This window comes from Embleya sp. NPDC008237, assembly GCF_042956465.1.
In the GTDB taxonomy this organism is placed as follows: domain Bacteria; phylum Actinomycetota; class Actinomycetes; order Streptomycetales; family Streptomycetaceae; genus Embleya.
On the sequence record NZ_JBIBGL010000006.1, the window covers coordinates 306890 to 319022 of the forward strand.

General features: G+C 72.9%; 9 protein-coding genes. 7 read left to right on the plus strand and 2 right to left on the minus strand.

Annotated features, from left to right (window positions below):
* Positions 1-29: 29 nt before the first annotated feature.
* A complete protein-coding gene (locus tag ACFZBU_RS18190) occupies positions 30-1016 on the minus strand; it encodes a hypothetical protein (RefSeq protein WP_391584595.1) in 987 nt (328 codons plus the stop codon).
* A gap of 279 nt (positions 1017-1295) precedes the next feature.
* Between ACFZBU_RS18190 and ACFZBU_RS18195 the strand changes: the two genes are divergently transcribed.
* The gene (locus tag ACFZBU_RS18195) at positions 1296-2981 is read left to right on the plus strand and encodes a PucR family transcriptional regulator (protein WP_391584596.1); all 1686 of its coding nucleotides are present in this window, start codon (positions 1296-1298) and stop codon (positions 2979-2981) included.
* Between the two features lie 61 nt (positions 2982-3042).
* On the opposite strand, the gene proS is transcribed toward ACFZBU_RS18195, so the two are convergent.
* The gene (proS, locus tag ACFZBU_RS18200; RefSeq protein WP_391584597.1) at positions 3043-4455 is read right to left on the minus strand and encodes a proline--tRNA ligase; all 1413 of its coding nucleotides are present in this window, start codon (positions 4453-4455) and stop codon (positions 3043-3045) included.
* A 210-nt stretch (positions 4456-4665) separates the two neighbouring features.
* Between proS and ACFZBU_RS18205 the strand changes: the two genes are divergently transcribed.
* From ACFZBU_RS18205 to ACFZBU_RS18230, 6 genes are all read left to right on the plus strand, one after another.
* Positions 4666-5502 (plus strand): alpha/beta fold hydrolase, encoded by an 837-nt coding sequence (locus ACFZBU_RS18205; RefSeq protein ID WP_391584598.1) that lies wholly within the window; start codon positions 4666-4668, stop codon positions 5500-5502.
* A 395-nt stretch (positions 5503-5897) separates the two neighbouring features.
* A complete protein-coding gene (locus ACFZBU_RS18210; RefSeq protein ID WP_391584599.1) occupies positions 5898-6047 on the plus strand; it encodes a hypothetical protein in 150 nt (49 codons plus the stop codon).
* 101 nt (positions 6048-6148) lie between these two features.
* Positions 6149-8308, plus strand: a complete 2160-nt coding sequence (locus ACFZBU_RS18215; protein ID WP_391584600.1) for a DUF4135 domain-containing protein — start codon at positions 6149-6151, stop codon at positions 8306-8308.
* Positions 8305-9582, plus strand: coding sequence for a hypothetical protein (locus ACFZBU_RS18220; RefSeq protein WP_391584601.1), 1278 nt, complete (start codon positions 8305-8307; stop codon positions 9580-9582). The genes ACFZBU_RS18215 and ACFZBU_RS18220 overlap by 4 nt, the downstream gene beginning before the upstream one ends.
* Complete coding sequence (locus ACFZBU_RS18225) at positions 9579-10910, plus strand: cupin (RefSeq protein WP_391584602.1); 1332 nt, start codon at positions 9579-9581, stop codon at positions 10908-10910. The genes ACFZBU_RS18220 and ACFZBU_RS18225 overlap by 4 nt, the downstream gene beginning before the upstream one ends.
* Positions 10911-11105: 195 nt before the next feature.
* On the plus strand, positions 11106-12113 hold the full coding sequence (locus tag ACFZBU_RS18230; RefSeq protein ID WP_391584603.1) for a DUF4034 domain-containing protein: 1008 nt from the start codon (positions 11106-11108) through the stop codon (positions 12111-12113).
* Positions 12114-12133: the final 20 nt, after the last annotated feature.

A 12133-nucleotide genomic window follows, 5' to 3' on the forward strand; every position in this document is an offset into this window, starting at 1 on the left:
CCGTCCGCGCCGCCGGGTCGGATCCCGCGTCAGCCCTTCGGTGGAGCGGGCTGCGTGGGCTGTGTCGACTGCGTCGGCGGGGGGAGGAGCGGCAGGCCGGCGGCGCCGATCAGGGCGCGGCCTGCCAACGGTGCGTCGAGGGTGATCGTCACCGTGCGCGAGGCCATCACCATGGGGCACGCGATGCGCACGCCGTCCGCGGCGACCGTCGGCCCGGGTTTGCGGATGCCGACCACCGCCACGGCGACGACCCTGTCGCGCTGTACGGCCACCGGTCGGTAGTCGGACCCGCACGGGCCGGGCCCGTCCGGCGAGCCGCCGAACCCGACGGTGACGGTGCGGCCGTCCGCGCCCACGGTCGCGGTGCTCGCGCTCTCGATCGAGCGGCCGGGGTCCGGCGGTGGGTCGTCGGTGAGCGCGAGGTCGATCACCCGTACGGAGGTGTCCGCGAACGTGATCTCCCAGGCCGGGACGGTCGCGGCGCCCTCGGTGGTCTGCACGGTCCGGGTCGTCGCGGAGACCGAGGTGACGGTCAGCCGGGGCGACTGCGCCGTTCCGCACCGGGATTTCAGCTCGGCCGGCAGGGACTTGCCGTAGCCCTGGAGCGGTGCCGTGGCCGGGCGACGCTGGACGACCCCGTCCGCCCAGCGCACCTCGCCGTCCACCGGTGTCGGGGGGAGGACCCCGGGTGCGGGCGGGGCGAAGCAGCCGTCGGCGAGCGCGAGCTTGAAGGCCTGGTTGTTCGGCTCCCAATTGCCGACCTGGGTGGGCAGGCCGCCGCGCACGACGAACGAGCGCGGCTTGTCCGCCGCGCGCTCCGCCTCCCAGCGGTCGGCGGCCTGCTCGGCATCCCGTCGTCCCCGCGCGACGGCTTCGTCGACGTCGTGGCCGGTCGCCGCGGGGGCAGCGGCACCCGCACCGGCGCCGTCGTCGTGCTTCGCATCGCACCCGGTCATGGTGGCGGCGAGCAGCGCGACCGCGAGGGTGACGATCAGTCGTGGTGCGGGAACGGACACGGTCCACCTCCGAGACGCCGCACACCCTGCGCGACGCCGGTGTGACGCACCACCCGCCCGGCGGGTTCCGTGGCGAGGACCGGGCTCCGGCGGTCGCCGGCCGGCGCTCCCGAGCCTTCGCGCGGGCCGCAAGCCGGGCATCTCATCCCGACGAAACCCGGCAAAGCGGCCCCCGTCACCGTCGGTGCCCCGGGTGGTCATCGTGGATGTGCCTATTGTTGTCCCCGCGTACGAAATCGGAGGACCGTTTCGGTTCCGTCCCACAGAGGTGACCCACACGTGACGACGCACTCCCGCAGGAGCCTGGGCCGCGTACTCGAAGAATTCGGCCCCACCCTCCTCGACCTGATCCACGGCGATCCGGACACCGTGGAGGAGATCGGCGGGGTGGTCATCCACGATCCGCACGACGAACCGCAGTACCCCCAGCACGCCGTGGTCCTGGGCCCCGCCGTGCACGGGCCCGCCGAGATCGCCCGTCTGCTGCACACGCTCGGCAGCCACGACGTCGGCGCACTGATCGTCCGCGGGCCGATCGACCCGGACCCCGCGGTCGCCACCGCCGCCGCACACGCGGGAGTGGCGCTGCTGGCGCTGACCCGGGGTGCGTCGTGGGCCCAACTCGCGGCATTGTTGCGTACGTTGCTCACCGAGGGCGATGTCGGCGACGCCGGCACGCCGACCCTGGGCGGCATCCCCTCGGGGGACCTGTTCGCGCTCGCCAACGCGGTGGCCACCCTCCTCGACGCGCCGATCACCATCGAGGACCGTCGCTCACACGTCCTCGCCTTTTCCGGCCGACAGGACGAGGCCGACCCCTCACGCGTGGCCACCATCCTGGCCCGTCGAGTGCCCGAGGAATACCTGCGCATCATGGCCGCCCGCGGCGTCTTCAAGGAGCTGTACCGCAGCCGGGAACCGGTGTTCTTCGCCCCGGCCACCCTCGAAGAGGACGAACTCGGGCTCGCGCGGGTGGCGATCGTGATCCGGGCGGGCGACGAGATCCTCGGGTCGATCTGGGCCGCCGTGCGCGAGCCGCTCAGCCCCGAACGCGCCACGGCGTTCCGCGAGGCCGCCGAACTCGCGGCCCTGCACCTGCTGCGCCACCGGGCCGGCGCCGACTTCGAGCACCGGCTGCGCGCCGACCTGGTCACCACGGTGCTGGAGGGCGGCCCCGGCGCCGTGGACGCCCTCGACCGCCTGGGCCTGGTGCACGAGCCCACGGTGGTGCTGGCCCTGGGCCTGGCCCCCGGAGCGGGCGTGGACCACGCACAACTGACGGCCGAACGGCAGCGGCTGGCCGGAGCCCTGGCGATCCACCTCAACGCCGTGCAACCGCGCTCGGCCGTCGCCCTCCTGGGCGATGTCGCCTACGCCGTCCTGCCGGCACCGGGCGATCCGGCCGACGGACGCGAGCGCACCGTGCAGATCGCCACGAACTTCCTGGAGCGCACCGGTGACCGGGTCAAGGCGCTGATCGGCATCGGATCGATCGCGAAGGAACCCGCCGCGCTGCGCCGCTCGCGCACCAACGCGGACCGCGCCCTGCGGGTGCTCGTCGGCGGACATGTGAACCGGCGGGTCGCCTCGATCGCCGACGTCTACATCGACGCCCTGCTCCTGGAGGTGCGCGACCTCGCCGTGGCCAACGGCGACGAACTCGTCGGTCCGTTGGCCCGACTCGTCGCCTACGACGCCAAGCACAACACGAGCCTGGTCGAGACGCTGCGATCGTGGCTGGACGCCTTCGGCGACGTGACCTCCGCCTCGGCGAGCATGTTCGTGCACCCCAACACGTTCCGCTACCGGATGCGTCGGATGACCGAGGTCGGCCGGATCGACCTCCAGGACCCGGCGGCACGCTTCGCGGTCCAGCTGCAACTGCGGCTGATGACCCCGCGCCCGAGCGATGGGACCCGCGAGGTCGCCGACGCGATGTCGGCCACGGCCCGGGTCGAGGGGTAGCCGAGGCCGCGGGGGCCACCGGTACGTTGCCGGGCGGTGGGGGCGGGGTGGGCTCTCGGGGTCAGTAGGCTCGGGCGACGATGGCGGTGTTGCCGGCTTGATCGTCGGAATCGGGCACCGAGCCGTCCGCGGCGATCAGGCAGCGGACGGATACCCCCTGGTCGGCGAGCCGGGCCTCGCCCTCCGGGCCGAGCGTGGCCCACGGGATGCGGGCCCAGCCGGTGCCCGCGGCCTCCACGGCCTCCTCGATCGTGGTCACCTCGACCTCGCGGCTCGTGCGCCGCTCACGGGCCTGGGCCAGGAGCAGCGCCTGGTCGTCCGCCAGCACCGTGGGCACGAGCTCGGGCAGTCCCGCGATCGGCACCGGGTCCTTGCTGCCCGCGATGCGGCGGACCAGCACGGCGGTACCGTCGGCCAGGTCCCGAGGCCCGACCTCGATCCGTACCGGCACACCCTTGAGCTCCCAGTCGATCGCACGGCGGCCGAACGGCGTGTCTGTACGGTCGTCGACGTGGACGCGGACGCCCGCCGTCCGGAGCCGCTCACCGATCGCGCGGACCTCGGCCAGGACCGCATCGTCGCCCTTGACGGCGAGGACCACGACCTGAATCGGCGCCAGACGCGGCGGGACGCGCAGACCGTCGTCGTCCCCGTGCATCATCACCAGTGCGCCGATCATGCGCGTGGTGGAGCCCCACGAGGTCTGCCAGACGTACTCCTGGTGACCGTCCTTGGACAGGTAGCGCGTCTCGAAGGCCTTGGCGAAGTTCTGGCCGAGTTCGTGACTGGTGCCCAACTGGAGGGCCTTGCCGTCGCCCATCATGCCTTCGAGGGTGAGCGTGTTGATCGCGCCGGCGAACCGTTCCCTGACCGTCTTGCGCCCCGGCACGACATCCATGGCCAGGACGTTCTCCATGAACTCGGCGTATACGTCCCGATGGATGCGTGCGGCGTAGTCCCGGGCGTCCTGGTAGGTGGCGTGCGCGGTGTGGCCCTCCTGCCACAGGAACTCCGTCGTGCGCAGGAACACGCGCGGGCGCAGCTCCCAACGCACCACGTTGGCCCACTGGTTGATGAGCAGGGGCAGGTCGCGGTAGCTCTGCACCCATTTGGCGAAGTACTCGTTGACGATCGTCTCGGAGGTGGGGCGGATGACCACCGGCTCGTCCAGTTCCTTCCCGCCGCCGTGCGTGACCACCGCGAGCTCGGGGGCGAAACCCTCGACGTGCTCGGCCTCCCGCGTCAGGTACGACTGCGGGATCAGGAGCGGGAAGTAGGCGTTCGCCGCGCCCGCCTGCTTGATCCGGGCGTCCATCTCCTGCTGCATGCGTTCCCACAGGCTGTACCCGTACGGTCGGATGACCATGGTGCCGCGCACCGGACCGTTGTCGGCCAGTTCGGCCTTGGCGATCAGGTCTTGGTACCAGCGGGGGAAGTCGTCCGCTCGGGGGGTGAGAACAGGAGCCTTGGGCATGTTGCGGATGGTAGGACGCGCTCCGGTGCGGGCGCGAATCGATTTCCCCCATCGGCCGCGGCTTCCCCCAGGGGGTGGGAGGGGCTCGACCGGCCCGCCCGCAGCGTTTGTTCACAGAGTGAAACGCGCTTCCCGGCTCCGGGTCGGGCCGCGTACGGTGCGCGAGGTCACAGATCGTTCCAACGGGGGAGAAACATGTCCGGAGCAGCAATGACGCGCGATGTGTCGGTGGGGTCGGTGCACTCCGCGGACGGCACGGTCATCGGCTATCGAAGTGTCGGGACGGGGCCGGGACTGCTGATCGTGCCCGGCACGCTGGCGATGGCGGCCGACTTCGACGGCTTGGCCGCCGCACTCGCCGACCGGTTCACGGTACATACGATCGAGCGGCGCGGACGCGGGACCAGCGGCCCGCAGGGGGACCGGTACGGCGTCGAGGTCGAGGCGGCGGACATCGAGGCGGTGCGCGCGGCCACCGGTGCCCGCTTCGCCTTCGGACACAGCTTCGGGGCGTTCCTGACCCTGGAAGCCGCTCTGCGGGGATCCGCCTTCGAGCGGATGGCCCTGTACGAGCCGGGGGTGTCCATCGACGGATCGGTGCCGATGGATTGGGCCCCCGAAAGCCGACGCCTGCTCGATGCCGGGAAACCCGCCGAAGCGTTCCTGACGTTCGTCCGGGGCATGAACCCGGAGACCAGCGGCAAGGCCCCGCGTTGGCTGCTGCGGCTGATCCTGCGGCTCGCGATCAGGAAGCCCGAGCGGCTGCAAAAGCACGCCCTGCTGGCCGGATCGATCCGCGAGCACGCCGAAGCGGCAAGCAGGGACAACGATTTCCCCAAGTACGCCCGGCTCGACGCGCCCGTGCTGCTGATGGCGGGCAAGGGCGTCGAGAACACCGGCGCGGGTCGTGCCGCCGTGCGTCTCGAGGACGTCCTGGTCGATTCCGAACTGGTCCGCTACCCCAGGCTCGACCACTTCGGCCCGGAGAAGGATCCCGCGACCATCGGCGCGGCAATCGCGTCCTTCTGCCTGGACCGCTCCGTCTGAGCCGATCCCTCGATCCCGGGCAGGAAACGAAGCCGCCGGGGCCGAGGGCCGGGGCCCGGCCCGACCCTCGATCGGGCCGGGCCCACACGGATTGCGCCACCGGTCGAGCGACCGGCCGAGTGGCCCACGGCGCCGGGCCGGCCGCATCGGAGCAGCGGTGCCGGAACGTTTCCGTCCACCGCGTTCGGCCCGGCACGCCATGCGCGCCCTCGGTCGCCGGTGGTCCGGGCGGGCCCGGAACCGGAGGCGTCGGGTGGCGCACAAGTGACCTGAATTCGGCTCCCGTCGGTTTCCGCTCCGGCCAATGATGAGAACCGTCGGCGTGCACGGGGGCACGTGCCCACGACCCGTGTGTCGACACGGTTGTCACCGAGGGCACGAAGGGAGATCGCACAATGGAATTGCGCAATACGGAACTCCGCGTGGAGTCGGCGAACGAGGACGACTCCTTCGACATCCTCGTCGGTGACCTGGAGTTCGAGCTCGTGGACGACAGGCTCCGCCCGCCGACCAGCTGTACCCACTACGGGTACTGCCCGGCCTGAGGCCGAGCCTGATTGCCGGATGCCGTGCCCGCCGGGCGCGGCATCCGGCTCGTTCCCGGACTCGTCGGCGCCCTCCCGGCAGGGCGGAAGGATGATTCGCCATGGCCACCACGCTCCCGGGGCACGTGCTCGACCGCGGTCCCGTACTCGGCCGCCTGATTCGGCGGGTACGAGTGCACGGCGCCCCGGAGTTCTTCCCGCCCGTCGTCACCGACGGACCGCACGGCACGCTGGCGCCGGACCGTGCGCTCGGCGGCGGGCGCGACGCCGACGAGGTGGCGGCGCTCCTGGGGCAGGAGCGATTCGCGCCGCTGCGGCGGGCGTTGGAGCGGCTCGACGCCTGGTGTGTGCGGACCGGTTCCGCCGTGGAGGAGGACGTACTGGCACCCGGGTTGCTCGACCCGGTCGACTCCGGTGCGTTCGGGGCCACCCTGGGCGCCGTCTTCACCGCGTGTTTCAACTCCCCGCCGGACGTCGCCGACCGCCTCGCGGAGCAGCGCACGGGACAACTGTGCGCCGCACTGGACCTCTTCCTCGCCCGACTGCGCACCGACCTGCGCTCGCCCGACTGGCCCCGGGACGCGCGACTGCGCGGCCCGGTCACCGATCTGTCGGCCCAGGGCACGGAAACCCACAACGGGGGATTACGCGTGTTGCGGCTGCGGCTCGCCGGTGGCGGGCGGGTCGCGTACAAGCCGCGGCCGGCGAACGGCGAGGCGCTGTTCCTCGCCGACGGCGAGCGAAGCGGCCACGGCGCGGGCCTGTTCGCCCGCATCAACGCGCTGCCGCAGGCATCCGGACCGGTACGCCTGCCGGTGCTGGGCACGTGGACCGGGTCCGGTCCCGGGGCGGCGGGGTACAGCTGGCAGGAGTGGATCGAACCGCCGGCCGAGCAGGGCGCCGTGCGGGTCGACGGCCGCTGGACGATGACCGGTACCGTGCTCGCCGCCGAGGACGCGGCACGGTTCTGGCGGCGGGCGGGCAATCTCGCCGCCGCCTGCGTCGCCTTCGGGATCTCCGACCTGATCGGCGGCAACATCCTGGCCGGCGCCAGGCCGCATCGCCCCGACGACGAGCCGATGTTGTATCCGGTGGACCTGGAGTGCTACTTCACCGGATTGACCGGGCTCCGCGCCACGGGCCTGGTGCCACCGGACCGTGACACGGCGGGCGGCGCCGACGCCGACCTCGGCCCGGGGGCCGATGCCGGTCCCGCGCCGGCCGAAGCGCATCCCGGCCCGAACTCCGCCACAGCCCCCGGCCCGGCCTCGGACGCCCGGCCGGCCCCGGCACCGGATGCGCGCGAACCGAGCCCCAACCCGCCCCATCCGCCCGCAGCACTCGGGGAGTTCCCGCCCGGGCTGGAGGACACCGCCGACTGGCCGGACCAGGAGGGCGGCGCCCTCGTGTGGCGGCGCTCGCCCCGCACCGGTGTGCCGCGCCCGGCACCCATGGACCGGCCGCTGACCCGCACGGCGGTCCCGTCGGCCGTCGCCGACACCGAGGGACGGATCGGCCGTGCGCACTACCTGCCGGCGATGCTCCGCGGCATGTTCGACGCATGGACGCTGTTCTCCCGCCACCGGGAGGCCCTGCGCGGTGAGCTCGAACGCGGCTGCCCCGGGTCGTACATCCGGATCGTGCCGCGCCCGACGGCCGACTACGCGCGGGCCATCGACGCGAGATTGCGGGGCGTGACCGACGAGGTGTACCCGGACGGGGAACCGTTCGGCATCGACGAGAAGCGGCAACTGGGGCGCTGGGACGTGCCGTATTACTTCTGTGCCGCCTCGGGCGGGCCGCTGCTCGCGATGGACCCGGCCGCCGCGCCGTTCACGGCCGCGCCCGTTCCGGCCGAGGAGAGCCCCGAGGCGGAGGTCCCGGAGTTCCCCACGGCCGGCCTCCACCGCTACCGCGACGCCGCCCTGGGCGCCCTCGGCCCGGCCTTGCGCGACGCGGTCGCGAGCCTCGGCACGCCACCCACGGGAGAGGCGCGCACCCTGTCGGATCCCGCGCTCGGCGTACGACTGCGGTGGTCCGACGACGGTGGCCGGGTCGACTTCGACTGGCCCCGGGCGGGCCGCCGGGTCGGCTACGAGTGGAGCGCGGGGGCCGTACGCGTCCACCTGGAGGAACTCGCCCGGCCCACGACCGGGTCCGACGTACCCGCGGTGTCCGCGACGACGCCCGATGTACCCGCCCGGGGTACGACCACCCCCGACGAACCCGCCCGTTCCGCAGCCACGGAGGAGGCGTCGTGAGCGGCCCGGCGGCCGGATCGACGGGAACCGGGCACGCGTACACCGACACCGCGTGGGAGAAGCGCTGCGCCCATGCGTGGGGTCGCGAGCCGGTCCATGCCACCGGTGTGACCCCTCCCGTGGACGCGGCGGAGGCATTCGGTACCGCGGTCAGGATGAGTGGGCCGTTTCGGGCCGGTGCGCGGCCGCGTTCGGTGTCGGCCGTCCGGTTCTTCACCGTCGACGGGCGCCTGGCCGCCCCCGGGGCGCTGCTGCCCACCGAGGACGACCTCGACCGGGACCGCTACGCGGACCGACTGGATCGGGAACTCGGCGGGAAAGGCCGGCTCCTGACCATCCGACATCCGTTCGTGCTGAACTTCGCCCGATGGGCGCGCACCCGGGACGCGCTGGCCGGACTGTGGCGCCGGGCGGGATGGCCGGCGCTGCCGCTGACGGCGGAACTGAGCTTCGGCCACGGCTGCTCCGCCTCCGCGCCGGCGCCCGGCACGGACGTGTTGACCTGGGTGCTCGGCGGCACCTTCGGGCCCGGGGCGCGGGCGGGCGATCTGCTGTACCGTCCGGCCGCGAGCGCGCCGGACGACGCGGGCGAGGTGTACCGCGACCGGGCCGCCGTGCTGCGGATCCTGGTGCCCACCGATCCCACGACCGCGCTGCCGGCCGTGCGTACGGTGCTTCTGGACCTGGTGCGCCGCGACCCGCTCGCGGACCGAGCGATGCCGTACCTGCCCTATCCGCCGCCGGAGAACCCCGACGGCTCGACGCCGGTCTCCGGCGAATTCGCCGAAGTGGCCGACGTGCTCCGCCGGGTGATCGACGGGCCCGACGCGGAACTGGAGCGGGCGGTGCGGCGGCGCTGGGCGGCCCGGCGCTCCGCGGCGGGCCTGGAACCCGTCCCGGAACCGCGCCCGGCGACCGACCTCGGCCCGGGCGCCGACTCGCGGGTCCGGCTCGGCGCGCAGGTGCTTCGGGTGCCCGAGGGCGCGAACCGCGAAGTGTGGGCGGTCAACGGGCTGTTGCTCCCGGTACGCGGCACCCTGGCGGCCCGGGTCCTGGCTGAACTCGACCCGGAACGCGCCATCCCGGTCCGCGACTTGCTCGCGCGGGTCGGCGCAGCCGGCCACCCCGCCCGGGAGGACGGCGTCCTGGCACTGCTGCGGGCGCTGTATCGCACCCGCGCGCTCGAGCCGGTCGGCCCGGACGAGTCGCTCGACCCGGACGAGCCGGTTGATCCGGACGGGCCGTCGGCACCGAAGACGGAGACGCAACCATGAGGACACCACGGGGCGACCACCGCACCGACATCGTGGACCGGACCGGGGGAGTCGACGTGATCGACGGCCTGGACTGGGAACTGATCGCCGCACGCTACTGGGACCGACGTCCCGTGCTGATCCGACTCGCGGACGCCCCGGAGCGGCACCCGTTCCGGCCGGACGACGTGTTCGCCTCGGCCGTGGCCGCCACCGCCGCCAACGCCGCCGGCGAAATCCCCAAGCACGTCCGGTTCGCCGTGGACCGCGACCTCAAGTCCCGCCCGGACGGCTGGCTGCCCCGCGCCGGCGACGGCTCGCTGGACGGTTACGCGCACCGCCTGGCCGAGCGCCTGGCCGGGCGCCGCTACTCGTTGACCGTGCAGGCGTTCCACGCCTTCCACCCCGCGCTGTGGCGGCGCGAACGAGCCTTCTACGACGGCGCCTTCCGGCGGTTCGGACTGCCGCTGAGCAGCGCGATCACCACGATGTTCCACGGCAATTACGAGCACACCCAGATCGGGGCGCACAAGGACCGGTTCGCATCGTTCATGTTCGCGCTCCAAGGACGCAAACGCATGCGTTTCTGGCCGGAACGGCCATGGACCGAGGCGGTCACGTCGGTACTGGACTACGAGCGATACCTGCCCGCTTCCTTCGCCGTCGAGGTGCATCCGGGCGAAATGTTGTACTGGCCGTCGAGTTACCACCACGTCGGCGAAAGTGCACTGGACGAAACCCCCGCCACGAGCGTGAACGTCGGACTGCCGCGCGAGTTCACCCGGTCGGCCTTCGAGGTGGCGGAGTACCTGACCGAACCCACGCCCGAATCCATGCTGAGCGAGGAAATGGAAACCGCCGGACTGCCACCCCTGGCGGGCCCGGCATGGGCACCGGCCGACCCGATCGACGGGTCCTCGGTGATGGGCGAACTGCCGTCCGCACTGGCCCAGGCGGTGGACTTCTTCCGCTCCGGCATCGACGAGCGCTCGCTGAACGAGTGGGTGGCGACGCTCTCGCTGCGCCGCTGGACGGCCGGCGGCTTCTTCCCGTCGCCGCCGCCCGCACCGCACCGGGCCCTGGACGACGAGGCGACCGTCACGCTGCCGGTCGACGAGCCGGTGCGTTGGCACGACACGGGCGCGGCCCGGATCGTCGCCGCGTGCGGACACACGACCCGCACCACACTCGATGCGCACACCCTGACCCGCCTGCTCACCGCCCTGCGGACGTCCCGCGGGGGAACTCGGACCGGTACCCTCCTCGACCGATTGCCCACGGCGGCCCGGGAAGACGCCCGGCACCTCCTGGAGGACCTCAGCCGATTCCACGCCCTGCACCACTCCTGACCGCCTCGCCGCGGCCTTTGGACGCGGCCGCGCTCCTCGCCGCGCTCGTCATCGACCACCCCGCCCGCCTCCGAGCCCGACGGGCGGTCGAACGCACGGCCGCCCACCCGCCGGTGCGCCGTGTTCCGCCCGGCGCCGACGTCTCCTACGGGCCGGGCGCGTTCGGGTGCGGGGCATGCCCTACGCTGCGCTCTCATGTCGATCTTCAAGCGGTTTCGTCGGCCCGGGCCCGACGAGACCCCCGCAGGCCCGGCTTTCGTCGAGGACCCCGCCATGCTGGACCTCGAGGTGGCCGCGGCCCGCGACTTCGTGGTGCGGACCGGGCGCTTCGAGCCCGCGGCGCAGATGCTCGAACAGATCGGCTCCAACTGGGATCGGCGCTCCCTCTGCGCGCAGACCCTCGCCGACAGCGTCCTGAAGAACCCCGCCTGGTTCGTGGCCTGGACCCGGGCACAGCCCGATTCGGCCGACCGGCTCGTGGTCGAGGCGCAGGTCGCGGTGAACGCCGCCTGGGAGGCGCGTGGCAGTGGGTGGGCACGCGACACCAGCTCCGAGGCGTTCGCCGAGTTCGCCCGGATCCTCGAACACGCCGAGCACGCCTGCCTGCTCGCGTGCGAAGCCGCCCCGCAGGACCCGACGCCCTGGATCACCCGCCTGTGGGTGACGATCGGCCGCGGAGCCCCGCGGGAGGTGTTCGAGGCCCGCTGGTCCGAACTGCTCGCCCGGGACCCGCACAGCCGGTTCGGCCACAACAGCGCGCTCCAGTACCTGGCCGCCAAGTGGTACGGCTCGCATGAGGAGATGTACGCGTTCGCCCGCAAGGTCGCGGCGGCGGCTCCGGCCGGATCCCCGCTGGCGCTCCTGGTGTTGCAGGCACACGTCGAGTACCAACTGCGCGAGAACGACCGTGACTCCGATTTCGACATCGACGCGTTCTGGTCGCACCCCGAGCGTCGGGCCGACGTGGACGCGGCCCTCGCGGCCTATCCCAAGGACGGCGCCGGCCGCAATCCCACCTGGCTGCACGACCTCAGCATCCTGACCTTCGCGCTCGCGATGTCGGACCGATGGATCGACCTCGCCGTCCAGTTCGCGGGTGCCAACAACAGCGTCTACGAATACCCCTGGTACCACACCAGCCGCGGCTTTCTCGCCGAAGCCTTCCGCAACGCGCAGGAGGCGGTGGCTCCCCACCGCGACTGAACCGCGCGGGCGTGGGTCCG

Excerpts from the sequence above, each read along its gene's own strand:
- ACFZBU_RS18225 (WP_391584602.1), top strand. The coding sequence starts at position 9,579 with ATGAGGACACCACGGGGCGACCACCGCACCGACATCGTGGACCGGACC.
- ACFZBU_RS18205 (WP_391584598.1), top strand. The coding sequence starts at position 4,666 with ATGACGCGCGATGTGTCGGTGGGGTCGGTGCACTCCGCGGACGGCACG.
- ACFZBU_RS18215 (WP_391584600.1), top strand. The coding sequence starts at position 6,149 with ATGGCCACCACGCTCCCGGGGCACGTGCTCGACCGCGGTCCCGTACTC.
- ACFZBU_RS18230 (WP_391584603.1), top strand. The coding sequence starts at position 11,106 with ATGTCGATCTTCAAGCGGTTTCGTCGGCCCGGGCCCGACGAGACCCCC.
- proS (WP_391584597.1), bottom strand. The coding sequence starts at position 4,455 with ATGCCCAAGGCTCCTGTTCTCACCCCCCGAGCGGACGACTTCCCCCGC.
- ACFZBU_RS18210 (WP_391584599.1), top strand. The coding sequence starts at position 5,898 with ATGGAATTGCGCAATACGGAACTCCGCGTGGAGTCGGCGAACGAGGAC.